Consider the following 13763-nt stretch of genomic DNA (forward strand, 5'->3'; position numbering starts at 1 on the left):
GGGTCGGGGTCGGCCGGGTCGCAGGCGAAGCGGCAGCCGCGCACCACGTCGACCTCGGGCAGCAGGGCGGCCAGGGCTCGTACGACGGTGCTCTTGGCCGTGCCTTTCTCACCTCGCACGAGCACGCCCCCGACGGCCGGGGACACCGCCGTCAGCAGCAGGGCGAGGCGCAGGTCATCGAGGCCGACGACGGCGGAGAACGGGTACGGCGTCACGCAGAAGGTCCTTTCCGCGGGTGTCCACGCCCGCGTGTGGGAGAGGGTGCGAGCGGCCGGAGTCTCCTGACTCCCAGGCCCCGCCGGCGTAGCGCAGCGCCCGGTCACAGTGGCGGGACCGTCCCGGACTTGCACCGGGTTCCTCCGCTACCGCTCGCCGTCACTCTTTCTCACCCGCGCGGGCGCCGTCAACGCGAGCCCCCGTGTCAAGGCTCACGCAGGCCGCGCCCGCGCAGGCAAGAAGATCGCGCAGGCGAAAAGACAGCACGAGCGAAGAGACAGCGAGCGAGGAGATCAAGCGGGCCCGGCCCCGACCGCCTTCTCCGTGCTGGGCAGCGGCGAGGGCGCCAGCGAGTCCAGCTCGGTCAGCACGTCGGTGACCGCCTCAGCCGACTTCTCGATCAGCGGGCGCAGCCGCCGGTACAGCCCGGCGTCGTGCGGGTCGGGCCGGGTGTGGCCGGTGATGTCGATCAGCGCCGCGGCCTCGTCCAGGTCGGGCAGGTCGCCGATGGCGTGCAGCCCGAGCAGGCACGCCCCCAGCCCGGTGCCTTCCGGGGTGTCCGCGATCGCGACCGGCAGGTCCAGCGCCGCCGCGAGCACGCCGACCCAGAGTCCGGAGTTGACAGCGCCGCCGGTTGCCCGTACCTCGGTCATCGCAATGTTCTCAGCCGCGAAGGTGTCACGGACCAGCGCGAGTTGCTGGCACACACCTTCGACCGCCGCCCGGACCAGGTGGGCGCGCCCGTGCTCGCGGCGCAACCCCAGGTAGGCTCCGCGCATGCCGCCACGCCACCAGGGCGCCCGCTCCCCGAGCAGGTATGGCAGGCACAACAACCCGTCGCTTCCCGGCGGGGCTTGCGCCGCTTCCACCAGCAGCGCCGCGTCCCGTACGTCCGCGTCTTCGCCCTCGGCGGCCGGGCGGTCGAAGCCCTCGGCCATGGTCTGCCCGGCCCAGCGCACCACCGAGCCGGCATTGTTGATCGCGCCGCCCAGCGCCCACCGGTTCTCGGTGAGCGCATAGCAGAACAGCCGCCCGGCCTGGTCGGCCACCGGGTGGTCGACGAGCATGCGCAATGCACCGCTGGTGCCCAGCGAGACGGCCGCGACCCCGGCCGGGGTGGCTCCGACGCCCAGGTTGGCCAGGGGTCCGTCGGCCGCGCCGATGATCAGCGGGGTGCCCGGGGGCAACCCGGCTGCCGAGGCCACGTCGGGGTGCAGCTTCAACGCCGTCGTGGTCGGCACCACCTCGGCGAGCTGGTCCGGCCGGACCCCGGCGATGTCCAGCGCCTCGGGGTCCCAGCGCCGCTCGTGGATGTCGTACATGCCGGTGCCCGAGGCAACCGACAGGTCGAGCACGAAGCCCTCCCCCGCCAGCCCGCCGAGCACGACCTCCTTGACGCCGCCCCAGCGCGGGGTGTCGCGCAGCGTCGCCGGGTCCTCGTCGCGCCACCAGGCCAGCTTGGCCAGGGGCGCCATCGGGTGCACCGGGGTGCCGGTCCGGGCCTGCAGCACCCTGGCCCGCCCGGTCTCCGCGATCCGCCGCGACTGCGCCGAGGCACGATTGTCGGCCCAGGTGATCAGCGGGCCGCGCGGGGTTCCGTCGGCGCCGAGCGGGGCCAGCCCGTGCAGGAACGCCGACAGGCTCACCGCCACCACCCGGTCGCCGCGTTCGCGGACCGCCTGGGCCACGGTGACCAGGGCCTCGATCGCCGCGTCGCGCAGCCGGGAGGCGTCCAGCTCGGCGCGGCCCGGGCCGGGCACCGACAGCGGGTAGTGCACGCTGGTGCTGACCCGCACCTCGCCGTCGATGCCGGCGGCCACGCCCTTGGTGGCGGTGGTGCCCGTGTCGATGCCGATGACGACGTCCATGGCGTGCCTCCCCGGAGCTGACGATTGACCCGAACATGCCCGGGAGATGATGGAGTCATGCGGGTGCTGATCGTGACGTCGGGGTCGCTGGGCGATGTCGCGCCTTACACCGGGCTGGGCGCCCGGCTCGCCGAGGCGGGCCACACGGTCACGATCGCCACCCACGAGCAGTTCCGCGACATCGTTGAGCTGCCTTTTCTGCCGCTGCCGGGAGATCTGCGCGAGATCCTGCCGCAGGCGCGGGGACAAGCCGGACCGGAATCGGGTACGGGCCCGCGCGCGTTGTTGCGCTTGCTGAAAATTGCGCGCCCGCTCGTAGCGGAGCTGGGCGACGGGATTGCCGCGGCGGTGCGCGAGAGCCGGGCACAGGTGATGCTGCTGTCCACGGTGGTCGCGCCGCTGGGCTACTCGGTGGCGGAGGCGGCCGGCATCGCGTACGCCGGCGTGTTCCTGCAACCGGTCTTCCCCACCGGCGCGTTCGGGCCGGTGCTGACCGGGGGCCGCGACACCCGCGTGCCGGCGGTCAACCGGTGGATGGGCGAGGTCACCGAGGCCACCGCGCGGCCGCTGTACCGGGGTCCGATCCGCGAGCTGCGCGAGCGGCTGGGGTTGCCGCGCAAAAGCACCAGGCTTCTGGAACGCGAGCAGCGGCACCGGTATCCGACGTTTCACGGCTTCAGCGAGATCGTGGTGCCGCGCCCCCGGGACTGGCCGGCGTCGCACGAGGTGACCGGCTACTGGTGGCCGGCGCGCCCGCAGGCCTGGGAACCACCGGCCGAGGTGACGGGCTTTCTGCGGGCCGGGCCGCCGCCGGTGTTCATCGGGTTCGGCAGCATGGCCCCCGGGCAGGGCGAACGGCTGGCCACTGCGGTGCTTGAGGCGATCCGCCGGGCCGGGGTGCGCGCGATCGTGCAGGCCGGGTGGTCGGGGCTGCACGTCGGGGACCATCCGGACATCCTGGGCGTCGGCCCGCTGCCTCACGATTGGCTTTTTCCCGGTACGTCCGCAGTGGTCCACCACGCCGGCGCGGGGACAACCGGGGCGGCTTTGCGAGCCGGAGTGCCTGCTGTAGCCGTACCTGTATTGGCAGATCAGCCGTTCTGGGCCCGCCGCCTGCACGCCCTCGGGGTGAGCCCGCCGCCGCTGCCCCTGCCGCAGCTCACCGCCGACCGGCTCGCACAGGCCATCGTCACGGCCGTGACGCTGAAGCAGCGTGCTGGTGAGATCGCCCGGCAGTTGGCCGCCGAAGACGGAGCTGCCCGGATCCTCACATGGCTCGAGAACCCGGGCAGCGGAAAGACCGTCAGCGCGTGATGAACCTCAGCGCTGCGAGATCGGCACGAACTGGCGCTCGGCCTCACCGGTGTAGAGCTGGCGCGGGCGGCCGATCTTGGTGGCCGGGTCGGACGCCTGCTCGCTCCACTGCGCGATCCAGCCGGGCAGGCGGCCCAGCGCGAACAGCACGGTGAACATCTTCGTCGGGAACCCCAGCGCCTTGTAGATCAGGCCGGTGTAGAAGTCGACGTTCGGGTAGAGCTTGCGGGAGACGAAGTAGTCGTCCGCGAGCGCGATCTCCTCGAGCTGGAAGGCCAAGTCAAGCAGCGGGTCGGGCTTGTCCATGGTGGACAGCACGTCCTGGGCGGCCTTCTTGACGATGGCGGCGCGCGGGTCATAGTTCTTGTAGACCCGGTGGCCGAAGCCCATCAGCTTGACGCCCTTCTCCTTCGCCTTGACGCGGCGCACGAAGGACTGGACGTCACCACCGTCGGCGCGGATCTGCTCGAGCATCTCGAGCACCGCCGAGTTGGCGCCGCCGTGCAGCGGGCCGGACAGCGCGTTGATGCCCGACGCCACCGAGGAGTAGAGGTTGGCCCCGGCCGAGCCGACCAGCCGCACCGTGGAGGTGGAGCAGTTCTGCTCGTGATCGGCGTGCAGCACGAACAGCATGTCGAGGATTTCGGCGATTTTCGGGTCGACCTCGTAGTTGACCGTCGGCAGGCCGAACGTCATGCGCAGGAAGTTGTGCACGTAGTCCAGCGAGTTGTCCGGGTAGGGCAGCGGGTGCCCGATGGACTTCTTGTACGCGTAAGCCGCGATGGTCGGAAGCTTCGCCATCAGCCGGATGCCGGAGATCTCGACCTGCTCGGGATCGGCCGGGTCGAGTGCGTCCTGGTAGAACGTCGACAGCGCGGTGACCGCCGAGGACAGGACCGCCATCGGGTGGGCGTCGCGCGGGAACCCGGAGAAGAAGGAGCGCATCTCCTCCTGCAGCAGGGTGTGCACCCGGATCTTGTCCGCGAACTCGCCCAGCTGGGCCGGGGTCGGCAGCGCGTCATGGATCAGCAGGTAGGAGACCTCCAGGAAGGAGGCCTTGCCCGCGAGCTGTTCGATCGGAAAGCCCCGGTAGCGCAGGATCCCCGCGTCACCGTCGATATACGTGATCGCCGACGCGCAGGAAGCCGTGTTCACGAAGCCCTGGTCGAGGGTGACGTAACCGGTCTCCTTCAGGAGGGCGCCGATCTCGATACCCCCGGGCCCCTCGACGGCCGGGCGCACCGGCAGGGACAATTGGCCACCGGGGTGGTCGAGCTTGACATCCGTCATTATTTCCCTCACTTCACCGGCAGATGTCGCCAAAAACCTGCTGTTCACCGTAAACCCTCAAGCTGAACGGGTCATCAGCCGCCTCGATCGCTGAGGGATTGATCACGAATAGGTGCGGACCGTCACACCATAGATAATGGTCTGTAGACCGCGTTGTCGCGGTGCGGAGGTGTTGAACCGATGCAGATAGCCGAACCTGCTCCTGTCGTCGTGGCCGTCAACGGAACAGCCGCGGGCCTGGCCGCCACGCGGCTGGGCGCCCGGGAAGCGGTGGCTCGCGGGGTTGCCTTGCGGATCCTGCACGCCTTCGCCTGGCCGGGCACGCGCTACCTCGATGATCCCCCTGATTATGCCGCCGCGCGACACGATGCCGGGCAGATTGTGCAGGAGGCGGTCGCGACGGCGCTGCGCACGGTGCCGGGCGTGCGGGTCGAGGGACGCGTGACCGACGGCCAGCCGGTGCGCGAGCTGGTGCGCCAGAGCCGGTCCGCGCAGCTGCTCGTGCTCGGCGACGACGGGCTGGCGGCCGGTCCGCATCTGCCCCCGGAGGCCGTGCTGGTCCAGGTGGTCGCGCATGCGCGCTGCCCGGTGGCGATCGCGCGCGGGGTGCGCCCGCCGGCCGGTCCGGTGCTGGCGGCGGTGGACGGCTCGCCGTGCTCGCTCATGGCGGTGCGGCTGGCCGCCGCCGAGGCCCGGCGCCGGCAGGTCAAGCTCGAGGTCGCGCACGTGGTGGGCGACGCCGCGGGGGCGCAGGCCGGGCGGCGCCTGCTGGAGCAGACGGTGGGGGCACTGCAGGATTGCATCCCGGTACGTCCGCAGCTGCTCATCGGCGATCCCGCCCTGGTGCTCGTGCGGGCTTCCCGGCGCGCCAGAGTCATGATGGTGGGCCCGCGCGGCACCGACAGCAACACCTTGCTGGGGGCGGTCGCCGCGGAGTTGCTCTGCCGCTGCGCCTGCCCGACCGTCTTTGTTCACGGAAGCTCAGCGTTTGTCCATGGAACCCCTGCCGGGGACGGCCCGGCGGACGGTACGGTGCCATCGGCGGCAGCATTGATCAGCTAACAGGGTGCCAGGGGGCGATACGGGGTGCGAAACACTGCTCCTCCGGTCCTCGGACCGCGGGCCTGGCAGGCGTTCGGAGCGGCCGGCGTCCTGGCGACGGCGCTCTATGTCCTGGACGTGTCGCCGGTTGTCAACGCGCTGTGCTTTCTGGTCGTCGGCGCGGGCACCATCGTCGCCTGCTTCACCGTGCCGCGGCACTACCACGCCGAGCCGCGGTCGGCCTGGCCGTTCATGGCCGCCACCGGGCTGTTCTTCCTGGCCGGGGTGCTGGTCCGCCCGATGGTCATCACCCAGCCGCTGATCGCCGACGCGGTGATCGTCCCAGCGTACGTCTTCCTGGGCATCTTCTTCGCCCTGCTGCTGCGCGCGCGGGGCAGCATCGAGCGGCACGCGGTGCTCGACGGGCTGATCGTGTGCATGGCCGGGGCCCTGGCCAGCGCGCTGCTGCTGGCGATGCCGGGCATGGCGATCTCCGGGCAGCCGGTCGCCGAGTCGGTGCTGTCCGGGCTGTACCCGCTGTTCGACGTGGTGCTGCTCGCGCTGGGGATCAACCTGAGCTTCACCGCGCGCACGTGGCCGGTGAGCCTGCGGTTGCTGGTGGCCTGCATCGGCTTGCTGATCTGCGGGGACCTGGCGTACAGCGTGATCGGGCTGGCCGGGCGCTCGTACGGCTCGCCGCTGCTGGACGCCCCGTTCCTGTTGACGTTCACGCTGCTCGGGGTGGCCGCGCTGCACCCGTCGGTGGTCGAGCTGGGGCATGCCGACCGGCACCCGGTGCAGGCCTGGTCGTGGCGCCGGATGCTGCTGCTCGTGCCCGCCGTCATCACCCCGTTCGTGCTGCTGGTGACCGTGGGCGCCGGCCTGGGCACCCGCCTGGTGATCGGGGCCGGCGGGGTCATCATCGTGGCGTTGCTGCTGCTGCGGGCCGTGTCTGCGGTGCAGGCGCAGGTCGAGGCGCAGCTGCGCTCGGAGCACCAGGCCCGGCATGACCCGTTGACCGGGCTGCCCAACCGGCGCGCGATCACGGCCGAGGTGGAGCGCCTGGTTGCCACCACGAGCGCGGACTGCCCGGAGCGGATCTGGGTGACATTCCTGGACCTCGACGGGTTCAAGTGGGTGAACGACTCGTGGGGGCACGACGCCGGTGACCAACTGGTGATCGCGGTGGGGGCGCGGCTGCGGGCTGCCCTGCCGGCGGGCACGGTGCTGGCCCGGGTGGGTGGCGACGAGTTCGTGGTGGCCCACGTGGGTGAGGAGAGCGGCGCGTTGCGACTCGTGGAGGGGATGCAGGGCTGTTTCGGGTCTGCTCTGCCCGTACGGGAAACAGAGGTTGTCATCAGTGCTTCTCTTGGTCTTGCCCATGCCGCGGGTGGGGGTGATCCGGCGGCCACGGCCGAGGCGCTGCTGCGCGATGCCGACACCGCGATGTACCGGTCGAAGGCCGAGGGTCCGGGACGCGCGACGATCTTCGACACCTCCATGCATGACCGGGTCCGCGAACGCATCGAGCTGGAAGGCGCCCTGCGCACCGCCCTGGCCGAGGGGCAGTTGCACGTCGTCTACCAGCCCATCGTGCATCTCGGCACCGGCCGGCCGGCCGGCGCCGAGGCCCTGGCCCGCTGGACGCATCCGACCCGCGGGCCGATCCCACCGATGACCTTCATCCCGGTCGCCGAGGATTGCGGGTTGATCGGCGCGCTGGGCACCTGGGTGCGCAACGAGGCCCTGCGCCAACTGGCCGAGTGGCGAGCCGGCGGCACTGTCGACGAGTCGTTCTACATGTCGGTGAACGTGTCCCCGCGCCAGCTTGTGGAGCCCGCCCTGCCGCTGATCATCTCGGCGGAGCTGCTGCAGTACGGGCTGCCGTCGTCGGCGGTGGCGCTGGAGATGACCGAGTCGGTGATGGTCGACGGCGGCGGGGTGGCCGCCAAGGTGCTCTTCGAACTACGCGAGCTGGGGTTGCGGCTACTCGTCGACGACTTCGGCACCGGCTTCTCCGCGCTGGGCTATCTGCGCCGCTTCCCGGTCACCGGGGTGAAGGTGGACCGCTCGTTCGTGTCCGGGCTCGGCGATCACGGCGAAGACGAGGAGATCGTACGGGCGGTCGTGGCGATGAGCCGGGCGCTGGGCCTGAGCATCGTCGCCGAGGGGGTGGAAACCCGGGTGCAACGCGACGCGCTGGCCGGCGTGGGCGTCACCCAGGGTCAGGGCTGGCTGTGGGGTCCGGGCGTCGCAGCAGGTGACTTCGTGCTGCACTGGGCCGTGCACCGGCACGTCAGCGGCCCGGCCCCGCTCACAGCCGGTAATTCTTGAGCTGCTCTGAAGCATCGCTGCAGCTCAGCCGCATCATCTTTACCTCTTCGTGATAAAGGTCCCGCCAACCCCTTCCGCACCACCCCGCAAGTCCGGCATCATTCGCTTCCAGATCCTTCATCGCGGGCTCCCTCTGCCGATGACAGGGACGTTCGGACCAGGACCGGGAGGCGACATCTGTGGCGACTTTGATCGGGACCGGAGGCGCGACGATCTGGCTCGTCGCCGTCCTGCTCGTGCTCGTGTCCGGCCTCACCGCGGCGCTGATCTCCGCCGTGCGCTCCAACGCCGCGCCGGCCAGCGCCGAGCGCCGCACCCCGCAGCGCCGCCCCACCGCCTGACCCCTGTCCCCTTACCGGGGTGCCGCCCGGCTGATCCGGCCCGGATGCGGCAGGCTGGGGTCATGCGCTTCGCCACCTGGAACGTGAACTCGGTAAAGGCCCGGCTCCCCCGGCTGCTGGAGTGGCTGGAGCAGACCGCCCCCGACGTGCTGTGCCTGCAGGAAACCAAGGTCGCCGCCGATGGCTTCCCGGCCGACGAGGTCGCTGCGCTCGGGTACGAGACCGCTGCGTACGGCCAGGGTCGCTGGAACGGGGTCGCCCTGCTGTCCAAGGTCGGCCTGCAGGAGGTGCAACGCGGCTTCGACGGCGAGCCCGGCTACCCCGGCCCCGAGGCCCGAGCGATCAGCGCCACCTGCGGCGGGGTCCGCTTCACCTCCATCTACGTGCCCAACGGGCGCACCCCGGACGACCCGCACTACGCGTACAAGCTGCAGTGGTTCGCGGCCTTGCGCGCCGCCCTGGCCGGGCAGAAGGGCCCGGCCGTGCTGACCGGCGACTTCAACGTCGCCCCCACCGATGACGACGTCTGGGACCCGGGCGTGTTCGTCAACTCCACCCACGTCACCCCGCCGGAACGTGACGCCCTGGCCGCGCTGCGTGGCCTGGGTCTCACCGACGTCGTCCCGCGTCCCATGAAAGGCGACCATCCGTTCACCTACTGGGACTACCGTGCCGGCATGTTCCACAAGAACCTGGGCATGCGTATCGACCTGGTGTACGCCACCGCCGATGTGGCTGCCGCGGTCACCGACGCAGTGGTTGACCGGGAGGCCCGTAAGGGCAAAGGTCCCTCGGATCATGCGCCCATCGTCGTGGACGCCTCGCTGTGAACTGTGCGGCGCGGCGCTGAGCCGGGAGGCGCGGACGGTCAGGAGGCGTAGGCTGGTCAGGATCTGTACCGGAAGAAGGGAGGACCGTTGATGAGCCGTTTACCCGTTCAGGCCGGCGTGCGCTCAACCGGCTCTCCCACCCCGGCTCTGCTGCGCGCGGCGCTGGACGCCTCAAGTGAGGCGATCATCCTGTGCGCCGCCGACGGGGACACGATCGTGTTGGTCAACGCGGCGGCAGCCGAGCTGGTCCCGGACCTCGAACCGGGCGCCGGCACCCGCGACTGCGCCTTCACCGCGTTGGCCGAGGCGACCGCTGGAGGCGCCGAGACGTTCTCCGCCGAGCACGGCGAGCGCCACCTCGAGGGCCGGCGCCGCCCGCTCGACGCCGGCCACTACGCCTGGTATCTGCGAGACAGCACCGAAGAGGTACGCCGCGCCGCCCAGTTCCACGCCGAGCGTGCTCGCACCACGTTCCTGGCTGAGGCCGGGCGGCGGCTGTCGGCTTCGCTCAACCAGCGGCGCTGCCTGCGTACCACCGCCGAACTAGCGGTGTCACACCTGGCCGACGCCGCGATGGTCTTCCTGCCCGCACGACGCCGGCAGAGCGAGTGGATCCGCCTGGTTGCCGGCGAAACGCTGGAGGAGGGCATGCTGCGCGAGCGGCTGCTCGGCGAGGTGCCCGGCCTGGAGGAGGCCCTCGCCGGTTTCCCGCCGATCCCCAGCCGCTGGCTCGACCCCTCGCAGGCCCCGGCCTGGCTGCTGCCCGAGGACTTCGGACCGGTCGGCGCCCTGCTGGCGATCCCGCTGCCCGGCAACGCCGAGCCGGCCGGCGCGCTGATCCTGGCCCGCCGGGGACCCGCACCGGCGTTCACCCCCGAGGACGAGATGCTCGCCCGCATCTTCGCCGCGCGGGCCGGCGCCGCCCTCTCCGCCGCCGCGCTCTACCGCGATCAGGTCGACACCACGGCGATCCTGCAGGCCGACCTGCTGCCCCCGGAGCTGCCCCAACCCGACGGGATCGAGCTGATCGGCTCCTACCAGGCCGCCCGCGACGAGCTGCGCATCGGCGGCGACTTCTACGACGTGTTCGAGCCTACCGCTCGCAGCTCCGACACGGTGATCGTGCTGGGTGACGTGTGCGGCAAGGGACCGGAAGCGGCGGTGCTCACCGGCAAGATCCGCCAGACCCTGCGGGCGTTGCGGCTGCTCGAGGACGACCCGGCGGTCATGCTGACCGTGCTCAACCAGGCCCTGCTCGGCGCCACCCGCCAGCACCGCTTCGCCACCCTGGTGATCGGCGCGCTCAGCCGCATCGAACACGGCCGGGTCCGGCTCACCCTGGCCACCGGCGGCCACCCGGTGCCGCTGATCCTGCGCAACGACGGGACGGTGGAAGCCGCGCCGGTCAAGGGCACCCTGATCGGTGTGGTCCCGCAGATCACCGTGCAGCCCGCGACCATCGAGCTGGCCCCCGGCGAGACCTGCCTGTTCTACAGCGACGGGCTCACCGAGGCCCGCGGCGGGCCCAGCGGGCAGGAACAATACGGTGAGACCCGGCTGCGCGACGCCCTGGCCGGGTGCCGGGGCATGCCCGGCGATGCGGCGGTGGAACGCGTCCGCCAGCTCGTGTCGGACTGGGTGCACGGCGGCGTACGCGACGACATCGCCATGCTCGCGGTGCGCGCCCCGGCCCGCACCCGGCTCAGCCTGATGGACACCGGTGCCACGCCGCTGTCCCCGTTTGCCATCGAAGCCCGGCGGGGCGACCGGAGGAACCGTAACCGCTGATGACAGCCACCAGCACGTCCCCCCTGACGGCAACCGGCCCCGAGGCCGGCGACCGGTTCCTGTCCCTGGTCGGCGACGGCGACGAGTACGGGGCTGTCGAGATGGTGAACGCCTTACTGGATGCGGGCGTACCGGCGCAGCGGGTCATGGTTGATCTGATCGCCCCCACCCAAGCCCGCGTCGGGGAACTGTGGGCCACAAACGCCTGGTCGGTGGCCCGGGAACACGCCGCCACAGCCATCAGCGAACGAGCCCTGGCCGCAGTGGCCGCCCGCAACAACACGCGCCCGACCCGCGGCCGTATCACTGTGGCCTGCGCCGACGGTGAATGGCATGCCCTGCCGGGCCGCATCCTAGGCGAGGTACTCCGCCTGGACGGCTGGCGGGTCGACTTCCTGGGCGCCAACGTGCCCGGCCCCCACCTGGTGACCCACCTGCACCAGACCGGCCCGGACGCGGTGGCGCTGAGCTGCATGATTCCCACCCGTCTCCCCCGGGCTCACGCCGCGATCACCGCCTGCCGCTCGGTCGGCGTACCCGTCATTGCCGGCGGCCGAGGCTTCGGCCCCGACGGCCGCTGGGCCCGCAAACTGGGTGCCGACGCCTGGGAACCCCACGCCGACGCGGCGGTGATGCGGCTGGCCGAGAACTGGCCCCCACCCCTGACCGACCCGTACAAAGCCTCCCTCGGTTCTTCGGGGGCGCTCGGGGACGAGGAATACACCTATGTGGTCCGCAACCGCGCCACCCTGGTGCGAACCGGCCTGGACAAACTCCACGCCGCCTACCCCGGCATGGCCGAGTACGACCAACGCCAGACCGACGCCACCGCCGAGGACCTGGGCCACATCGTCGACTTCCTGGCGGCTGCGTTGTACGTCGGTGACCAGGTAATTTTTACCGACTTTGTGAGCTGGACGCAGGCGGTGCTGGAGGCTCGAGGGGTGCCGGCGGTGGCCCTGCAGACGGGGTTGCGGCTGGTCCGGGACCAGCTACGGGACTACCCGGCGGCCAGGGGGTTCTTGGATGCTGGGTTGGCGGCTTAACGGAGGCCGCTTCATGCCCGAGTTTTCCGTTCATCTCGACCATGACACGCTCGCGGCCGAGAACCTGATCGCCGCGGTACCGCCGGCAGTGCCCGGCGCCGTCGATGACGCCAAGGCCGTCCCGGCAACCCACCACGGCGCGCACGACCGCCGCCAAGCGTCCCGCGACCGGGCGAGCCGCGAAAAGGCCGGCCGTGCAACCCGCGGCGGCGGCCGCTCCTACGCGTTCCGCCGCAGCTGATCCCATCCGACCGCGCATCAAGCCGTGGAGCCGCTGGCCAAGCAGTGCAGCCAGCGCAAGCAGCGCAGCGAGCCGGGACCCTTGCCGAGGTCCCGGCCCGCTGCTGTCCCAGCTCCGCCGATGTGGGCCGTTACGGACGGCGGGCCGGGAGCATTACGAGGGCCCGGGCCAGAGCCTCAGCCGAGGCGCGCGTACACGTCGTCGAGCAGGCCGTGGAACATGTCGCTGGTGGTGTTGAAGTTGGGGCCGCCGATGCGCAGGGGCTTGGCGTTGCCGATGGACAGGGTGGCCGGGATGGTGATGTGGCCGCTGTCCTTGCCGTCCACGTACACGGTGAGGAAGCTGCCCGAGCGCTGGCACATGACGTCGTGCCACTTGTTGTCGGCCACGCCGACGGTGGAGCGGACCAGGTAGATGTCCGGCTTGGCCGAGCCTTGGCCGATCACGACGCACTGGGCTTTGGCCTGGTTGGCGCCGATCTGCATCTTCCACTGGCTCTCGGTGTCGTAGACACCCTTCTGCATGACGTTGGAGGAGCCCACGACCTGCGCCTTTGTCACGCGGACGGTGGCGCCCCAGCGGAACAGCCGGGTGCCGGGGTCCAGTTGCGGGTCGTCGGTGCCTTCGAGCAGCGAGCGGGCGCAGGTTGCGGCCTTGGGCGCGCAGGTCGCGGGGAAGGCGGCGTACTTGTCCGCCGTGGTGCCGTTGAAGTGCATGTTGCCGCCGTCGACGCGGCGGACCGAGAGGGCGGAACCGCGGCCGGAGCGGTCGGAGACCTTGCCGCCGCCGACGGTGCCGGTGTCGAAGGTGTAGCGCGCCACGGTGACCGGCGCTGTGGCGGCGGGCTGGGCCGGGGCGGCGCCCGCCGGGGCCGGGGTCAGGGTGACCGCGGCGAGGACTGTGCCGAGCAGAGCGGTGAATCGCATGGGGTGAAAGTACGTTTTGTTGCGTAAGAGAGGCAAACGCGAGTTGTCAGTATTTCGGGCCCGTAGTTTGACCGATTCGGTTGGTTTCGGGGACTGGACGGGCTTTCAGAGCAGTCCGGCCGTTTCCGCGATCAGGCAGACGGCGACGAGGCGCATGCAGTGCCAGTCGGCGGCGAGCCACGCGGTGCCGGTCAGCGGGGCGTGACCGGGCTCGGGGATCGAGCGGCGCATGCGGGCCGCGCCGGCGACGATCGATTTGGCGTACGCGGCCAGACCCTCGGCGCCCATCTCGCGGCCGGCGCTGTGCAGGGCATCCCGCACGGCAGCAGCGTGCTGGTCGACCTGCGCGAGCAGCCCGGCGTCACCCAGCGCGGCAGCCAGGCCGTCCACGCCGACCCGCGCCATCATCTCGTCCAGGTACGCGGTGGCCGGGTCGGCAACGGTGAGGGCGGAAACCGGGGCGAAGGCGCGGAAGTCGTTGGTCATGAGAGGAACTTATGGCCTCGTGACCCCCGTTGGCAGCGGGGT

The 13763-nt window shown here is 71.3% G+C and carries 13 protein-coding genes, 1 pseudogene and 1 riboswitch; of the genes and pseudogenes, 8 read left to right on the forward strand and 6 right to left on the reverse strand.

Annotated features, from left to right (window positions below; genetic code table 11):
- Positions 1-215 (reverse strand): annotated as a pseudogene (locus TFC3_RS18915) (protoporphyrin IX magnesium chelatase); the annotation flags it as partial.
- 59 nt (positions 216-274) lie between these two features.
- Positions 275-360, reverse strand: a riboswitch (cobalamin riboswitch).
- A gap of 149 nt (positions 361-509) precedes the next feature.
- Positions 510-2084 carry a gluconokinase gene (locus TFC3_RS18920; RefSeq protein WP_067501568.1) on the reverse strand — a complete coding sequence of 525 codons (1575 nt, stop codon included), beginning with the start codon at positions 2082-2084 and terminating at the stop codon, positions 510-512.
- A gap of 57 nt (positions 2085-2141) precedes the next feature.
- On the opposite strand from TFC3_RS18920, the gene TFC3_RS18925 reads away from it, so the two are divergent.
- Positions 2142-3398, forward strand: a complete 1257-nt coding sequence (locus tag TFC3_RS18925) for a glycosyltransferase (protein WP_067501572.1) — start codon at positions 2142-2144, stop codon at positions 3396-3398.
- Between the two features lie 6 nt (positions 3399-3404).
- Here TFC3_RS18925 and TFC3_RS18930 read toward each other — a convergent pair whose 3' ends face one another.
- Positions 3405-4688: a citrate synthase gene (locus TFC3_RS18930; protein WP_067501575.1), complete on the reverse strand. Its 1284-nt coding sequence runs from the start codon at positions 4686-4688 to the stop codon at positions 3405-3407.
- A gap of 180 nt (positions 4689-4868) precedes the next feature.
- On the opposite strand from TFC3_RS18930, the gene TFC3_RS18935 reads away from it, so the two are divergent.
- Both TFC3_RS18935 and TFC3_RS18940 read left to right on the forward strand, forming a co-directional pair.
- Positions 4869-5750: a universal stress protein gene (locus tag TFC3_RS18935; protein WP_082772157.1), complete on the forward strand. Its 882-nt coding sequence runs from the start codon at positions 4869-4871 to the stop codon at positions 5748-5750.
- Between the two features lie 24 nt (positions 5751-5774).
- Complete coding sequence (locus TFC3_RS18940) at positions 5775-8063, forward strand: bifunctional diguanylate cyclase/phosphodiesterase (protein ID WP_067501581.1); 2289 nt, start codon at positions 5775-5777, stop codon at positions 8061-8063.
- Here TFC3_RS18940 and TFC3_RS38110 read toward each other — a convergent pair.
- Positions 8044-8184: a hypothetical protein gene (locus TFC3_RS38110; RefSeq protein ID WP_161952631.1), complete on the reverse strand. Its 141-nt coding sequence runs from the start codon at positions 8182-8184 to the stop codon at positions 8044-8046. The two genes, TFC3_RS18940 and TFC3_RS38110, sit on opposite strands and share 20 nt — an antisense overlap.
- Positions 8185-8242: 58 nt before the next feature.
- Here TFC3_RS38110 and TFC3_RS38115 point away from each other — a divergent pair, with 58 nt between their 5' ends.
- The 5 genes from TFC3_RS38115 (at position 8243) to TFC3_RS18960 (ending at position 12309) form a co-directional block, all read left to right on the forward strand.
- Positions 8243-8404 (forward strand): hypothetical protein, encoded by a 162-nt coding sequence (locus TFC3_RS38115; protein ID WP_161952632.1) that lies wholly within the window; start codon positions 8243-8245, stop codon positions 8402-8404.
- 62 nt (positions 8405-8466) lie between these two features.
- Positions 8467-9234, forward strand: coding sequence for an exodeoxyribonuclease III (locus tag TFC3_RS18945; protein WP_067507050.1), 768 nt, complete (start codon positions 8467-8469; stop codon positions 9232-9234).
- Positions 9235-9324: 90 nt separating this feature from the next.
- Positions 9325-11022, forward strand: coding sequence for a PP2C family protein-serine/threonine phosphatase (locus TFC3_RS18950; protein ID WP_067501584.1), 1698 nt, complete (start codon positions 9325-9327; stop codon positions 11020-11022).
- Complete coding sequence (locus TFC3_RS18955) at positions 11022-12068, forward strand: B12-binding domain-containing protein (RefSeq protein ID WP_067501588.1); 1047 nt, start codon at positions 11022-11024, stop codon at positions 12066-12068. The genes TFC3_RS18950 and TFC3_RS18955 overlap by 1 nt, the downstream gene beginning before the upstream one ends.
- A gap of 13 nt (positions 12069-12081) precedes the next feature.
- Positions 12082-12309: a hypothetical protein gene (locus TFC3_RS18960; RefSeq protein WP_067501591.1), complete on the forward strand. Its 228-nt coding sequence runs from the start codon at positions 12082-12084 to the stop codon at positions 12307-12309.
- A 176-nt stretch (positions 12310-12485) separates the two neighbouring features.
- Here the strand turns inward: TFC3_RS18960 and TFC3_RS18965 are convergent, their stop codons facing one another.
- Positions 12486-13235 (reverse strand): LamG-like jellyroll fold domain-containing protein, encoded by a 750-nt coding sequence (locus TFC3_RS18965; RefSeq protein WP_067501594.1) that lies wholly within the window; start codon positions 13233-13235, stop codon positions 12486-12488.
- A gap of 105 nt (positions 13236-13340) precedes the next feature.
- Positions 13341-13721 carry a DUF6401 family natural product biosynthesis protein gene (locus tag TFC3_RS18970; protein WP_067501598.1) on the reverse strand — a complete coding sequence of 127 codons (381 nt, stop codon included), beginning with the start codon at positions 13719-13721 and terminating at the stop codon, positions 13341-13343.
- Positions 13722-13763 lie beyond the last annotated feature (42 nt).

Origin of the sequence: Actinoplanes sp. TFC3 (genome assembly GCF_001553785.1) — a bacterium.
In the GTDB taxonomy this organism is placed as follows: domain Bacteria; phylum Actinomycetota; class Actinomycetes; order Mycobacteriales; family Micromonosporaceae; genus Actinoplanes.